Origin of the sequence: Lacinutrix sp. C3R15, assembly GCF_018860825.1 — a bacterium.
GTDB lineage: Bacteria > Bacteroidota > Bacteroidia > Flavobacteriales > Flavobacteriaceae > Oceanihabitans.
This window is the reverse complement of record NZ_JAHKPZ010000012.1, coordinates 440724-455602: the sequence shown is the minus strand read 5'-3', so window position 1 is coordinate 455602 and position 14879 is coordinate 440724. Positions and strand designations below refer to the sequence as shown.

The following is a 14879-nucleotide window of genomic DNA, read 5'->3' as shown; positions in this document are numbered from 1 at the left end:
TAATAGGTGTTATTCTTTTTCTTTTCCTTTAAGAAATAAAAAAAAAATATTTTTTTTTAAAATGGCGCAAGTTTTTTAAAAAAAAAGTATCTAAAGTAAAAATATATAAAATAGTTACTTTTATGAAACAATTAATTACTCTAATATTATTATTATGTATATCTGTACAATCATTCTCGCAAGATTTGTACGATATAAATACAATACAAACCATAGAAATAGAATTTGCAGAAAGCAATTGGGATGCTTTACTAGATGCTGAAAAAGCGGGAGATAATAATTATACAGAAGCAACATCTGTAACTATTAATGGTACTACTTTTTATAGTGTTGGTGTTAAGTATAAAGGAAATAGTTCTTATGATGCTAACCAAACTAAAAATCCTTTTCATATTGAATTAGATACATATGTAGATCAAGATTACCAAGGTTATAAAGATATTAAATTGGCAAATGTGATGTTTGATCCTTCTTTTGTAAGAGAGACAGTTGCTTACAATATTATAAACCAATACATGGATGCACCACAAGCAAACTATGCTAACGTGTATGTAAATGGTACTTTAATTGGATTGTATACCAATACAGAGGCTATTACTAAAACCTTTGTAGATAAGTACTTTTACTCAAAAGATAATGCTTTTTTTAGTTGTAGTCCTCCTGATGGAGCAGGACCTGAAACTACAACTTTGCCAAACTTAGAGTATTTAGGAACGAACTCTGCTAGTTATGAAGATGCTTATGAAATAAAATCTGATGATGACACAGATCCAACCATTGCAGAAGCACACTGGAATGACTTAATTGAATTAACTAATATACTAGATAGCGATATAGAAAATATAGAAAGTGTTTTAGATGTAGATATGGCCATTTGGATGCTTGCACTTGATAATGTTTTGGTAAACTTAGATAGTTATATTGGGGAATTTAAACAGAATTATTATATCTATAAAGATGATAATGATCAATTTAATTCTATTATTTGGGATTTAAACATGTCTTTTGGTGTTTTTAGCATGACAGGAGAAACTAGTAGTGGTCCAGGAGGCGGACCAGGAGGTCCAGGAGGTCCAGGCGGACAATCAGGAACGTTAACTTCTACCACGCAAAAAGCACAATTAGACCATTTACTGCATGAAGACGATGCTAATTTTCCTTTGCTTTCTAAATTGATGGAAGTACCTAAGTATAAAAGAATGTATTTAGCACATTACAAAACTATCTTAACAGAAAACATAAGCAATTCAAATTACCTAACTCTTGCAAATGATTATCAGGATATTATAGCAACAGCTGTAGCAGCAGATACCAATAAGTTTTATACAGATGCTCAGTTTACAGGTAATATAGATACAGATTATAGTGTTGGTAGTAATACAGCTCCAGGATTAACAAATTTAATGGCAGCAAGAAGTAGTTATTTATTAACGGAAACAGATTTTACAAATACACAACCTACTATTAGTAGTGTTACACCTTCAGATTCTGCACCTTTAATTGGAGATACTATAACAATTACGGGTTCTGTTACAGATACCAATACAGATGCCGTTTATTTAGGGTACAGAACCGATGAAACGATGCCATTTACTAAAGTTTTAATGTATGATGATGGTGCACATAATGATGGTGTTTCTGGAGATGATAATTATGGCGTTGACGTAATCATTGATACCGATTACATGCAGTATTATATCTATGCAGAAAATAATAACATTGGTGCATTTTCTCCTGCAAGAGCAGAATATGAGTTTTATACTATTGAAGCTACATATGAAACTTTAACCGTTGGAGATTTAGTAATTAATGAAATTATGGCGTCTAACGTTACAACAGTTACAGATCAAGATGGAGAATATGATGATTGGTTAGAGTTATATAATAATAGTGATGAAACGTTAAGTTTAGATAATTTATACCTGTCTGATGATCCAGAAGATTTATTAGCTTGGCAGTTTCCTTCAGGGTTAACAATTGAACCAGATAGTTATCTAATTGTTTGGTGTGATAAAGATGAAGATCAAGATGGTTTACATGCCGATATTAAATTTTCATCTGGTGGTGAAAGTGCCATTTTATCCTATGCTGACGGTACAGTAATAGAAGATATTACTTTTGGTTCACAAACAGATGATATGGGGTATGCAAGAGTGCCAAATGGAACAGGTGAATTTGTAATACAAGAGCCAACATATGCCGCAAATAATGAAACTGTTGATACTGATTATACAACATTAAATTCAGGTGATCTTGTGATTAATGAAATAATGGCTTCCAATGAAACAACGGTAACTGATCAAGATGGAGAGTATGATGATTGGTTAGAATTATATAATAATAGTGATGAAACTTTAAGTTTAGATAATTTGTATTTATCCGATGATCCAGAAGATTTATTAGCTTGGCAGTTTCCTACAGGATTAACAATAGCACCAGATAGCTATTTAATAGTTTGGTGTGATAAAGATGAAGATCAAGAAGGTCTACATGCTGATATTAAGTTCTCATCTGGTGGAGAAAGTGCTATTTTATCGTATACAGATGGTACCATAATAGAAAATATAACTTTTGGTGCTCAAGAAGATGATATGGGCTACGCAAGAGTGCCTAACGGAACAGGTGATTTTGTAATACAATTACCAACGTATGCGGCAAATAATGAATCTTTATCTGTAAATGAAATAGATTTTAGTAATCATTTACAATATTATCCAAATCCTACAGATAATGTAGTAACCATTGCAAATACATCTTATACAATAGAAACCATTCAGGTATATAACATGCAAGGTCAGTTGTTATTACAAGACAAAAATATAAATGACTCTAATATTGTAATAGACTTTTCTAGTTTCTCTAATGGTATGTACTTAGTACATGTTAACAACAGTAGTGTTTTAAAAATTATTAGAAATTAGAAATATAGTATAACATCTTAATCCCTAGAGATGTTTGTTTTGATTAATAGCAAGGAAGGCTTTATGATTTATCATAAAGCTTTTCTATTTTTATAGAAATTTAAAATTTATGAAAAATAGTATTTCTCTATTCATTATACTTTGTTTTTTGTTTTCCTGTGGAAAGAAAGAAAAGCACTTTAAAGTTACAGATTTTACAACAGTAAAAATAGAAACCCTATTACAAGACTCTTTATTAAGTGTTCGTGCTTTAGAAGTTGATGCTAATGGTTTTGGTTCTTTTGCTACTTCTAACGGTAAAATAGGAGGCATCTCTAGAAATGCAATAGATGAAGAAGCTAGGTTAACATTTCAACTAAAAGAAGATACTATAATACCTAACTTTAGGGCATTAGCAGTTACCAATAAAGCTGGTTTTGTTTTAAGTATTGCTTCTCCAGCTCTTTTGTATAAAATAGATAAAGATTCTTTAAAAATAGTTTATAAAGAAAACCACGAAAAAGCATTTTATGATGCTATACATTTCTGGAATGATCAAGAAGGAATAGCAATAGGAGACCCTACAGAAGGTTGTATGAGTATTATAATTACTCGTGATGGCGGAAACACTTGGAGTAAACTTTCTTGTGATGTAGTACCAAAAGCCATTGAAGGCGAAGCAGCATTTGCAGCAAGTGATACTAATATTGCTATTGTTGGCGATAAAACTTGGGTAGCAACAGGAGGAAAGGCTAGCAGAATATTATTTTCTTCAGATAAAGGAAAAACATGGAAAGTTATAAAAACTCCCATTACACAAGGTCTAGAAACAACAGGAATGTATTCTGTAGATTTTTATGATGAAAATAACGGATTTGCAATTGGTGGTGATTATACCAAAGCAGCAGATAGTACTGCAAATAAAATACGAACAGTAGATGGAGGAAAAACCTGGCAGCTAGTAGCACAAAACCAAAGTCCTGGGTATAGAAGTTGTGTGCAGTATGTGCCTAATAGTAATGCAAAAGCATTAGTAGCAATAGGTTTTAAAGGAATTGATTATAGTAGTGATTCTGGAAATACCTGGAAACATTTAAGTGATGAAGGATTTTATACTTTAAGATTTATAAATGATAGTATTGCCTATGCAGCAGGAGCAGGAAGAATAAGTAAATTAACTTTTAAATAAGTGCTTTTTTTTTTAGTACAAATGATAATAAAGTGCTTTTTTGCTTAAAGATTTTTTTATTTTATAAAAACAGGAATGTTTGGTATTAAAATTTGAGTATAAATAAAAAGCAGCCCTTAGGCTGCTTTTGTTATTCTTTATTTTGTTGTCTTCTTTTTTTGTATTCTTCAAACATTTTTTTTCTAAAGTTATCTTCTGTTTCCTTTAGTTTAATTATTTTTTTTGCAGTTAATACGGTTTGTAATTCCTGTAGATAACTATTATAAAGCTGAATACGTTTTATATTGTTATTCTTCATTTTTTCTAGTAAATCTTTAGCTTCTGCTTCTGTTAAAGCTTCTATATTAGGGCTTTTTCTTAAAGCATGCGCAGTATTGCGTAAACGGTCTTGTTCTTCTTCAAAAGTATTATAGATAGGCCAGAATTTTTGAGCTTCATTTGTAGATAACTCAAGGTTTTCTGTAATATATGCAACTTTTAAGGTCTTGATTTTGTCTTTATCTAATTTGTCCTGTGAAAAGGTTGTAATGGTTAGAAATAAAGCAAAAAATGTTATAATTGTTTTTTTCATTGTTATTTTTTTATTCAATATAAGTCGTTAAGTTCTAAATTATCATTTATATAATCTTGTATTGCTTCTTCTGAAAAGCTAATGGTTTCAAAGTTTTCATCAGAAAAATCTACATCATTAAATAATATAGCCATTTCTTCTGTGGCAAGGTCTTCATTTAAAATATAGTTTTCAACAGTATCATAGGCTAGGCCATCATAAGAAACGGTATTGTTAAATAGGTTTAAATTAAATAGCAGAAGTATTGCAGCAGCTATACTAGATATATATATAATCGTTTTTTTGTTTATTAAAGGAATTACTTTTACAGGTTCTTTTTTAGAAACCTTGGTTAAAATGTCATTTTCAACTTTTGAAAAATAATCTTTAGGTATAGCAAAACCAGCATCTGTAACTTTATCTTTTAAGTTTACATGGTTTAGTATAGATGTTTCAAGGTTTTCAAAATAATTTTCTGGAACTTTAAAACCGGATTCTTCTATGTTGTTTAAATTTGTTTTCATCTTAATGTTTAGACTCTTTTTTATAATAAAGGTTTAATCTTTAGTAAGATAGTCTTGAATTTTTTTAGTTGCAATGTGGTAAGATGCTTTTAAGGCACCTTCGCTGGTTTGTAATATCTCAGCCATGTCTTTGTATTTAATTTCTTGAAAATATTTCATATTAAATACTAATTGTTGTTTTTCTGGTAATGAGGCAATAGCTTTTTGTAATTTTAATTGTATTTCATCTCCTTCAAAATAGACATCAGATTGTAAATTATTAATTGCTAATTGTTGGGTTTCTTCATTTGTAATATGCAATCTTTTTGCATTTTTGTTTATATGTGTAATAGCTTCATTAGTTGCTATTCTATACATCCAAGAATAAATTTTACTATCTCCTTTAAAATTGTCAATATTTTTAAAAACTTTAATAAAGGTATTTTGTAATACATCATCGGTATCATCATGAGATTTTACTATATGACGTATGTGCCAATATAAACGTTCTTTATATTGTGTAATCAACTCTTTAAAAGCTTGTTCTTTAGAGTTTTTAGATTTTAGTTGTTGTAAAAAAACTGTTTCGTTTAACACAGAGTATATTTAGTTATAATATTAGACTGATGAATTTACAAAAAGTTTAAAAAGGATGTTGTTTTTTTAAGAAAGTAAAAAAAAATTACTTTTTCTTACATATTTTTAAAACACTTAAAGACAGTAAGTTAAACTTTAAAACATCGATGAAATACATTAATAGCACGACGAAATACATTTTTTATTTGGTTGGTATACTTATTTGATATATATTTACACCAACAAAACCTATTTAATGTTAGTCGCCCCAAGTCTAACAGAAACAAAAAAGCTAGAATTTCTTCTAGCTTTTTTATTTTAATCTATTTACGGTTTAATTATTCAAAACTTTGCATTTCTACTAGTTTTTTGTAGACACCATTTTTAGCTATAAGCTCTTGATGTGTGCCTTGTTCTGCAATTTCGCCTTTTTGCATTACCAGAATTTTGTCTGCATTTTGTATAGTAGATAGCCTGTGAGCAATTACAATAGAGGTTCTGTTTTTCATCATATTTTCTAGCGCTACTTGCACCAGACGTTCACTTTCTGTATCTAATGCAGAAGTTGCTTCATCTAAAATCATAATTGGAGGATTCTTTAAAACGGCACGAGCAATGCTTAAGCGTTGTTTTTGTCCGCCAGATAATTTCCCTCCAGCATCACCAATATTGGTTTCTATACCTTTAGGTAGGTCTTTAACAAACTCCCAAGCATTAGCAATTTTTAATGCTTCAATAATATCATTGTCTGTTGCATTAGGGTTTCCTATTAAGATATTATTTTTTACGGTTTCATTAAATAGAATAGAGTCTTGTGTTACTAAGCCTATTAAGTTTCGTAAAGATTTTTTAGTAAGATTTCTAATGTCTTCACCATCAATAGAAATACTACCTTTATTCACATCATAAAAACGTGTAACAAGGTTTGCAATGGTAGATTTACCAGAACCAGATTGCCCAACTAATGCTACTGTTTTTCCTTTAGGAACAGAAACTGTAAAGTTTTTTAGTACTAAATCATCTTCATATTTAAATGAAATATTATTTACAGCTATTTCAGAGTTAAAACTTTCTTTGGTTAAAGCATTTGGTTTGTCTTCAAGAACAGAAGGTGTATCAATAATTTCTAGAACACGATCTGCAGCAGCATTACCAGCTTTTACTTTATAACTAGCTTTACTTATTGCTTTTGCAGGAGTTAATATTTGATATGCTAATGCCATATAGGTAATAAATGCACCACCAGAAAGGCTTTTATCTATTAAAACCATACTACCACCATACCATAATAGTGCAGCAATAGTTGCAATACCTAAAAATTCACTTGCAGGTGAAGCTAAGTTTTGTCGGTTTAGTAAGGTGTTTGAAAAGTTGTAAAAACGGTTTGTAGATTCTTGAAATTTTGTATTGAAGCGCTCTTCGGCATTAAAGCCTTTAATTACTTTTAAACCACCAAGTGTTTCTTCTAAAGTAGACAAGAATATACCTTGTTCTTGTTGTACTCTTCCAGATTTTTTCTTTAAACTTTTACCAATTCTTGAAATAATCATTCCTGCAATAGGGATAAATACAAATACAAAAATGGTTAGTTTCATAGAAATTGTAAACATGGTTACAATAGCAAAAACAATGGTTAATGGTTCTTTAACAATTAATTCTAAAATAGCTAATACAGAGTTTTTTACTTCGTTAACATCACCAGAAATTCTAGCAATGATATCTCCTTTTTTCTTTTCAGAATAATACGAAATGGGTAGGGTTAGTACTTTATTGTATATAGAATTTCTTAAATCTTTTAATACACCATTACGTAAAAAAGTAATAAAAAATAGGGCTAGATAATTAAATATGTTTTTGAGTAAAAACAAACTAATGATTAAAATAATCATGTATAACAAGGTTTGTTGCGCACCTTGGTTTTCGTTTGTTGTAGTTACAAAGTAATTTAAATAATCTTCACCATAAGATTTTAATTCTCTAAAACCTTGATAAACGGGTTTAACATATAATTTTTTTGTTTCTCCAAATAATACATTAATCATAGGCATTAAAGACACCATGGCTAATGTGCTAAACAAAGCGTAAAGCACATTAAAGAAAATGTTGAGGTAACCGTATTTTTTATACGGTAATAAATAAGGAGCAATTTTTTTTAAATAATCCATTAATTAAGCTTCAAATCTTTTAATATGGCATCAATTTTTAAAGCCAATTCGTTTTGCTTTTGAGGAAAAGCCGAAGCGTTTTCAAGCGGAGTATTTACACTAATATAAAATTTAATTTTAGGCTCTGTACCACTTGGTCTTAATGCAATTTTGCTTCCATCTTCTGTGTAATATATTAATACATTAGATTTAGGCACATCAATAGTGGTTTCTTTTCCTGAAACAATATCTTTAGTGATAGATAATTGGTAATCTTCAATTTTAACCACTTTAGAGCTATTTACTTCTTTTAAAGGGTTTTCACGAGCGTCAATCATCATTTGTTTAATTTCTTGAGCACCTTCTATTCCTTTTTTTGTTAAAGAAACTAAGTGTTCTTTATATAAACCGTGTGCTACATACAGGTTAATTAATTCTTTATATAAAGTGCTTCCTTTTGCTTTTGCTTGTGCAGCAATTTCAATAGCTAATAAAGAAGAGGTGTTTGCGTCTTTATCTCTTACAAAGTCACCAACCATAAAACCAAAGCTTTCTTCACCACCACCAATAAATTCTTGGTTAGGGAAGTCTTTAATCATTTTAGCAATCCATTTAAAGCCAGTTAAACCAATTTTACATTCTGTATTATAGGCTTTTGCTAAAGCAGGTATCATTGGTGTAGAAACTATGGTTGTAGCAACAAATTCGTTTTCGTTTAACTTATTGTTTTCTTTCCATTGTTTTAAAAGAAAATTGGTCATTAAAACCATGGTTTGATTTCCGTTAAGGATAATCATTTTTCCATCTAAATCTCTAACAGCAACACCTAGTCTGTCTGCATCAGGATCTGTACCAATTACAATATCAGCATTGGTTTTATCTGCTAGTTCTAAAGCCATTTTTAAAGCCTCAGGCTCTTCTGGGTTTGGTGATTTTACGGTTGGAAAATCTCCGTTAGGCTCGCGTTGTTCTTCTACAATATGTACATTTTTATAGCCTGCTTTTTCTAGAGTTTCAGGAAAAATAGTAATAGATGTACCATGCAAAGAGGTAAATACAATGTTTAAGTCGTTTTTTGCTTTTTCAGAAGTTTCAAAGCTTCCGTTTTTTATGGAAGCATCAATAAAAGCTTGATCTACTTCTTTACCTATGTATGTTATTAAGTCGTTATTTGCATCAAATTTAATTTCGGCATAATCTAGACTGTTAATTTCACTAATTATTTCTGCATCTTGTGGCGGAACTAGTTGTCCTCCATCTTGCCAGTATACTTTGTAACCATTGTATTCTGGAGGATTATGAGATGCTGTTAAAACAATTCCGCAATGGCAGTTTAAATGTTTTAAAGCAAAAGAAAGTTCTGGAGTAGGGCGTAAGTCTTCAAATAAAAATACTTCAATATTATTAGCAGAAAAAACATCTGCTACTACTTTTGCCAGTGTTTTACTATTATGTCTACAATCAAAAGCTATTACTACTTTTAGTTTTTCTCCAGGAAAATTTTGGTGTAAATAGTTGCTTATACCTTGGGTGTTTTTACCAAGAGTGAATTTGTTTATTCTGTTAGTACCAATACCCATAACACCACGCATACCACCTGTACCAAATTCTAAATCTTTGTAAAAAGATTCTTTAAGTTCTTTTGGGTTGTTAGCAATTAAATCTTTTATATAAGTTTGAGTATCTGCATCAAAAGCAGGGGTTAGCCACTTGTTTACTCTGTTTAATAATTCTGGTTCTATGTGTATCATATTGTAAATTAATTATTTGTGTAAAAATATAAAATACTAAAAAGCTATGTATTAATTAGCCGTTAAATTAATTTCTTCTTTAACTAGGTATCTTTTTTTATCTGATTTTGTTCTTAAAATAATTTCGCCTAAAAAACCTGCCACAAAAAATTGTGTACCAATAATCATGGTAACCAAAGAAATATAAAATTGAGGCCTTTGAGTTATAAGTCTTCCTGTTGGGTTTAAATATAATTTGTCTATACCTAAATATAAGGCAAAGCCAAAACCTATAGCAAACATGATAAAGCCTAATGCCCCAAATAGATGCATTGGTGTTTTACCAAATCTGGAAATAAACCAAATGGTTATTAAGTCTAGAAAGCCATGAATAAAACGATTCATACCAAATTTAGTTTCGCCATATTTTCTAGCTTGATGTTGTACTACTTTTTCGCCAATATTTGAAAAACCAGCGTTTTTTGAAAGTACAGGAATATATCGATGCATTTCTCCATTAACATCTATATTTTTTACCACGTCTATGTGGTAAGCTTTTAAGCCGCAATTAAAATCGTTAAGTTTTACACCTGAAGTTTTACGTGCAGCCCAGTTAAATAATTTAGAAGGTAAGTTTTTAGAAAGAACAGCGTCATATCGTTTCTTTTTCCAGCCAGAAACCAAATCAAAACCATCTTTAACTATCATATTATACAGTTCAGGAATTTCGTCTGGATTATCTTGTAAGTCTGCATCCATAGTGATAACAACATTGCCTTGGGCTTTTTCAAAACCAGCATGCAGCGCTTGCGATTTACCAAAGTTTTTTAAAAAACGAATGCCTTTAACATTATTATCTTTTTGAGATAGCTGGCTAATAATTTTCCAAGAATCATCTGTGCTACCATCATCTATAAAAATAATTTCATAAGAAAAATGATTGGACTGCATAACTTTAGCAATCCAATCATATAACTCAGTTAAAGATTCTTGTTCGTTAAGTAGTGGTATGACTACTGATATATTCATGTATTATGCTTCTTTTTTCATTACTAACCCTCCAATAAGAGAATAAATTAATCCAAAAATAGAACTAAAAGCAATAAAAGCAGCATTCGCTATTAAAGGACTAGAAAATTTTTCCATCATATCCATTTGTTTGTCTACAATTTCTTCTGTAAGGTTAGGGTTTTCTAATAACTTGTCTCTTACAGCTTCCATAGCTAAACCTTGAAATTCTGGATCTATAATATAATTAAAGATTAAAGAATACACAGCAAATATAATAGCACTAATTACTGCTATTAACAGACCAATTTTTATAGCTTGTTTTAGACTTAAAAGATTACCATTTTGTTTTTTATATTGACTAATAGCATATATAATAGTTACAGGAAAGATTATATAATACAAGTACATTGGCCACTGTATACCTTCTAGTTGCATGCCAGTAACATACATAATAACTGTAATTAATACTAGAATTAAACCTAATATTAATCCGTAATTTTTAGCAAAATTTGCAATAGGAGTATTTTGTAATTCCATAATTTATTTTTGGTTTTTTAGTTTATAGAACTGTTAGTAAACAAATATAACAAAACGTTACATTTTATTATCATGAAAGTGGTTTCTTAAATTTGTTTGGGCTAATTACTATAAATTTAGTCAATATTTTATACTTTTGAGGCTGTAATTTTTATGATTGAAGAATTTTATTAAATAATTTTTTAAAAAAATATTGTTCATTTGTAAAAAATACTTAAATTTGCACCTCGAAAATAGTTAAGATAATAAAGCATTTAGCGATGAAAAAAGGAATACATCCAGAAAATTATAGATTAGTAGCATTTAAAGATATGTCAAATGAAGATGTGTTTTTAACTAAATCTACAGCAAATACGTCAGAAACAATAGAAGTTGATGGTGTTGAATATCCATTAGTAAAAATGGAGATTTCAAGAACATCTCATCCATTTTACACTGGTAAATCTAAATTAGTAGATACAGCTGGTCGTATTGATAAGTTTAAAACTAAATATGCTAAGTTTAAAAAATAATTTAGCTTATAAATATTTTATTAAAGCCTTTCAAAATATTGAAAGGCTTTTTTGTTTTTAATTTTTAGGCTATTTTTGATATATCAGTAAAAATAGATTTTGTTAAGAGTAAAGTATTTTTAACAGGTAACTTTTAATTTCATTTAATCATGAATTATATTCTTTTTGATGGTCCTTCGCGTAACCAATTGCTTCCATTTACATTTACACGTCCTGTTGCAGATATACGTGTAGGTATTTTAACCATTAGAGAAAAATGGGAAAAACATCTAGGTTCTACTACAACTACAATTACAGAAGATTATTTGTCTGAAAAATATCCGATGGTTGAAATGGAAAATAATGTAATGATAAATGCATCTTATCTTCCAGATTCAGAATTGGTAGAAATGATAAAAGCATTGGAAGAAAATCAAGCTATTTTTAATGAGGATGAAGTGATTGCTTTTTTTACTAAAGAAGCACAAGAAGATATAGATTTAAGTACTTACGAAGCTATTGAGTATAATGAACCTGTTTTAAAAATTGAAAATACTTGGGATATTTTTTCTAAAAATGGAGCAGCTATTCAAGAAGACTTTGATTTTTTAACTAACGGAAGAAAATCTCAGCCAATACCTAATTCTAATAATGTAATTGCAGCAGAAAACATTTTTATTGAAGAAGGAGCAAAGCTTGAATTTGCAACCTTAAATGCAAGTTCTGGACCTATTTATATAGCAGAAGATGCAGAAATTATGGAAGGAAGCATCATTCGTGGTCCTTTTGCATTATGTAATCATGCAACCGTTAAATTAGGAGCAAAAATTTATGGGCCAACCACAATTGGTCCACATAGTAAAGTAGGAGGAGAGGTTAATAATTCAGTGCTTTTTGGGTATTCTAATAAAGGACATGATGGTTTTTTAGGAAATTCTGTTTTAGGAGAATGGTGTAATTTAGGAGCAGATACAAACAATTCTAATCTTAAAAACAACTATGCCGAAGTAAGATTATGGAGTTATAAAACCGAAGGTTTTGCAAGAACAGGTTTGCAGTTTTGTGGACTAATGATGGGAGATCATAGTAAATGTGGTATTAACACCATGTTTAATACTGGTACAGTGGTTGGTGTTAGCGCAAATATTTTTGGAAGTGGTTTTCCTAGAAATTTTGTACCAAGTTTTTCTTGGGGTGGAAATGGAGGTTTTACAACATATTTAACAAAAAAAGCTTTTGAAGTAGCTCAAGTAGTTATGGCTAGACGTGATATTGATTTTACAGATCAAGATGCTGCAATTTTAGATCATGTTTTTGAAAATACTAAAAAATGGCGTAGTAGTTATTAGGTTATTTATAATTGAATTAATTTATGAAAAATACATTTTTGTTTACCTTTTTACTTTTTATAAGCTTTATTTTTAAAGGGGTTTCGCAAAACGAGGCTATTAAAATTGTTAACTTAAAAGTAAATGATGAAAACAATCATTTTGGTGTTTCTTATTTAGAAGGAAATAAAATAGTTTTCACTTCAAATTTGTTAAATAAAAGAGGAAAACAACAGTTTGTTAATAATACACCACAATTAACCTTGTACCAAGGTGAAATTAATGAGGCGCAAGAAATTGTTAATGTTTCTCCTTTACCTTATAATGTAGATTCTTCAGTGTTTAATTTGTCTGCATCTACTTTTTATACTACAGATAAAAAATATATTGTTATTACTACTAATGTATATAATACCGAAAGAAAAGCTAATTTATCACAAAAAGCATCAAAATTAAGAATTGAAATAGGAGAATATGTAGAAGGTATTGGTTGGACAAATTTTAAAGTGCCTTCCTTTTGTGATTCTAGATACTCCTTTGGTCATCCTGCAATTAGTCCAGATGGTAAGTTTATGTTTTTTGCTTCTACCATGCGTGGAACTCTGGGTGGTACAGATATATTTAGAGTTGCTATTAATGAAGATAATACCTTTGGCACACCAGAAAATTTAGGTACAGCAGTAAATACCAGAAAAAAAGAACTTTTTCCATTTATAAGCTCAGATAATACGCTTTACTTCTCTTCTAATAGACCTAAAGGTAAAGGGAAAATGGATATTTATAAATGCAAAATTCATGATGATGGTACATTAGGCCAAGCACAATTACTAGAAGAGCCTATAAATTCAAAGTTTGATGATTATGGGTTTATGTTAAATGACGATTTACTTTCAGGGTATTTTACTTCGAATAGATTACCAGGAAAAGGAGGAGATGATTTATATTATTTTAATAAAAAATAAAAACGTATTTTCAATTTCACCTTTTCAATTATATATAATGAATCTAATCTAAATATTTTTTTATGTCTTGGTAGTAAACTATTCTTTTTTTTAGTAAGTTGCTTTAAATTAAGACCCAAAGCTTATTATTATAGTCAATATCTATGCTTATTTTTAAAAATAAATTATTTTTTTCAATACTATATTTTGCCATCCTATTAATAGATATTGTTGTTAAGCTAAATTTTGATAAAATTCCCTTTAGATTATTTACAAAGCCTTTAGTAGTAGTTTCTCTAATATGTTTTTATTTAATTAATAATAATGAGAAATCTAAAAAAAAGTATTTTTTTATGATTTTTGCTTTGTCTTTTTTTCTTCTAGGTGATATATTTTTAATATTTAGTGAGTTTTCTATATTGTTTTCTTTAGGAATGTTAGGTTTTGTTCTAGGAAAACTATTTTATGCTTTTAGGTTTTCTAATCACAACGACTTTAATTTAACAAGATTGATTCCAATAATCATTTTTTGTTTTATTTATATTTTTATTCTTTTAAATATAATCTATGATAATTTAGATATTTATTTTTTTCCTGTATTAATTTATCTTTTTGTAGCAATGCTTGTATTACAATTTGCTTATTTAAGAAAATCTGGAGTAGATAAAAAAAGCTATTTAATTGTAGGTATAGGAGTTTTGTTTTCTGTTTTTGCTGATACTATTGCTGTATTAGATCATTTTTATAGAAATGGAATCTTTTTTGAAAAAATAACCCTTATGTTATTTTATTCTATATCGCAATTTTTAATTGTAATGGGTATTTTAGAAGAGAAAATAATAACAGATAATCTATTTTCTTTACAAGAAATTCGTTCTGAAAATAAAGAAGAAAAACTAGAATCCTCTACTAAAAATAGAAAAGTAAAATTCAATCATTCAAATATTGAATATGATAATAATAGGCTAGAATTATAAAT

13 protein-coding genes are annotated in these 14879 nt (G+C 29.1%); 6 read left to right on the top strand and 7 right to left on the bottom strand.

The window, feature by feature from the left end; translation table 11 throughout:
* Window positions 1-122: 122 nt before the first annotated feature.
* Both KO494_RS05025 and KO494_RS05020 read left to right on the top strand, forming a co-directional pair.
* Window positions 123-2921, top strand: a complete 2799-nt coding sequence (locus KO494_RS05025; protein WP_215966507.1) for a CotH kinase family protein — start codon at window positions 123-125, stop codon at window positions 2919-2921.
* A 109-nt stretch (window positions 2922-3030) separates the two neighbouring features.
* Window positions 3031-4089 carry an oxidoreductase gene (locus KO494_RS05020; RefSeq protein ID WP_215966506.1) on the top strand — a complete coding sequence of 353 codons (1059 nt, stop codon included), beginning with the start codon at window positions 3031-3033 and terminating at the stop codon, window positions 4087-4089.
* A gap of 130 nt (window positions 4090-4219) precedes the next feature.
* Here the strand turns inward: KO494_RS05020 and KO494_RS05015 are convergent, their stop codons facing one another.
* The 7 genes from KO494_RS05015 to KO494_RS04985 all read right to left on the bottom strand — a co-directional run bounded on the left by KO494_RS05015 (window position 4220) and on the right by KO494_RS04985 (window position 11140).
* The gene (locus KO494_RS05015) at window positions 4220-4660 is read right to left on the bottom strand and encodes a sensor of ECF-type sigma factor (RefSeq protein WP_215966505.1); all 441 of its coding nucleotides are present in this window, start codon (window positions 4658-4660) and stop codon (window positions 4220-4222) included.
* A gap of 14 nt (window positions 4661-4674) precedes the next feature.
* Window positions 4675-5163: a hypothetical protein gene (locus KO494_RS05010; RefSeq protein ID WP_215966504.1), complete on the bottom strand. Its 489-nt coding sequence runs from the start codon at window positions 5161-5163 to the stop codon at window positions 4675-4677.
* A gap of 33 nt (window positions 5164-5196) precedes the next feature.
* A complete protein-coding gene (locus KO494_RS05005) occupies window positions 5197-5739 on the bottom strand; it encodes an RNA polymerase sigma factor (RefSeq protein WP_215966503.1) in 543 nt (180 codons plus the stop codon).
* A gap of 317 nt (window positions 5740-6056) precedes the next feature.
* A complete protein-coding gene (locus tag KO494_RS05000) occupies window positions 6057-7883 on the bottom strand; it encodes an ABC transporter ATP-binding protein (protein ID WP_215966502.1) in 1827 nt (608 codons plus the stop codon).
* Window positions 7883-9613: a phospho-sugar mutase gene (locus KO494_RS04995; RefSeq protein ID WP_215966501.1), complete on the bottom strand. Its 1731-nt coding sequence runs from the start codon at window positions 9611-9613 to the stop codon at window positions 7883-7885. The genes KO494_RS05000 and KO494_RS04995 overlap by 1 nt, the downstream gene beginning before the upstream one ends.
* Window positions 9614-9664: 51 nt before the next feature.
* A complete protein-coding gene (locus KO494_RS04990) occupies window positions 9665-10621 on the bottom strand; it encodes a glycosyltransferase family 2 protein (RefSeq protein WP_215966500.1) in 957 nt (318 codons plus the stop codon).
* 3 nt (window positions 10622-10624) lie between these two features.
* Window positions 10625-11140: a DUF4199 domain-containing protein gene (locus KO494_RS04985; protein WP_215966499.1), complete on the bottom strand. Its 516-nt coding sequence runs from the start codon at window positions 11138-11140 to the stop codon at window positions 10625-10627.
* Window positions 11141-11400: 260 nt separating this feature from the next.
* On the opposite strand from KO494_RS04985, the gene KO494_RS04980 reads away from it, so the two are divergent.
* From KO494_RS04980 to KO494_RS04965, 4 genes are all read left to right on the top strand, one after another.
* On the top strand, window positions 11401-11652 hold the full coding sequence (locus tag KO494_RS04980; RefSeq protein ID WP_215966498.1) for a type B 50S ribosomal protein L31: 252 nt from the start codon (window positions 11401-11403) through the stop codon (window positions 11650-11652).
* A gap of 149 nt (window positions 11653-11801) precedes the next feature.
* Window positions 11802-12980, top strand: a complete 1179-nt coding sequence (locus KO494_RS04975) for a GlmU family protein (RefSeq protein WP_215966497.1) — start codon at window positions 11802-11804, stop codon at window positions 12978-12980.
* 23 nt (window positions 12981-13003) lie between these two features.
* On the top strand, window positions 13004-13921 hold the full coding sequence (locus KO494_RS04970; protein WP_215966496.1) for a hypothetical protein: 918 nt from the start codon (window positions 13004-13006) through the stop codon (window positions 13919-13921).
* 143 nt (window positions 13922-14064) lie between these two features.
* On the top strand, window positions 14065-14877 hold the full coding sequence (locus tag KO494_RS04965) for a lysoplasmalogenase family protein (RefSeq protein WP_215966495.1): 813 nt from the start codon (window positions 14065-14067) through the stop codon (window positions 14875-14877).
* The last annotated feature ends 2 nt before the right edge of the window (window positions 14878-14879 follow it).

What these genes read in the sequence shown, in the direction of transcription:
- KO494_RS04965 (WP_215966495.1), top strand. Translation starts at nt 14,065, where the DNA reads ATGCTTATTTTTAAAAATAAATTATTTTTTTCAATACTATATTTTGCC.
- KO494_RS05010 (WP_215966504.1), bottom strand. Translation starts at nt 5,163, where the DNA reads ATGAAAACAAATTTAAACAACATAGAAGAATCCGGTTTTAAAGTTCCA.
- KO494_RS04975 (WP_215966497.1), top strand. Translation starts at nt 11,802, where the DNA reads ATGAATTATATTCTTTTTGATGGTCCTTCGCGTAACCAATTGCTTCCA.
- KO494_RS05000 (WP_215966502.1), bottom strand. Translation starts at nt 7,883, where the DNA reads ATGGATTATTTAAAAAAAATTGCTCCTTATTTATTACCGTATAAAAAA.
- KO494_RS05015 (WP_215966505.1), bottom strand. Translation starts at nt 4,660, where the DNA reads ATGAAAAAAACAATTATAACATTTTTTGCTTTATTTCTAACCATTACA.
- KO494_RS05020 (WP_215966506.1), top strand. Translation starts at nt 3,031, where the DNA reads ATGAAAAATAGTATTTCTCTATTCATTATACTTTGTTTTTTGTTTTCC.
- KO494_RS05025 (WP_215966507.1), top strand. Translation starts at nt 123, where the DNA reads ATGAAACAATTAATTACTCTAATATTATTATTATGTATATCTGTACAA.
- KO494_RS04990 (WP_215966500.1), bottom strand. Translation starts at nt 10,621, where the DNA reads ATGAATATATCAGTAGTCATACCACTACTTAACGAACAAGAATCTTTA.
- KO494_RS04980 (WP_215966498.1), top strand. Translation starts at nt 11,401, where the DNA reads ATGAAAAAAGGAATACATCCAGAAAATTATAGATTAGTAGCATTTAAA.
- KO494_RS04995 (WP_215966501.1), bottom strand. Translation starts at nt 9,613, where the DNA reads ATGATACACATAGAACCAGAATTATTAAACAGAGTAAACAAGTGGCTA.
- KO494_RS04985 (WP_215966499.1), bottom strand. Translation starts at nt 11,140, where the DNA reads ATGGAATTACAAAATACTCCTATTGCAAATTTTGCTAAAAATTACGGA.
- KO494_RS04970 (WP_215966496.1), top strand. Translation starts at nt 13,004, where the DNA reads ATGAAAAATACATTTTTGTTTACCTTTTTACTTTTTATAAGCTTTATT.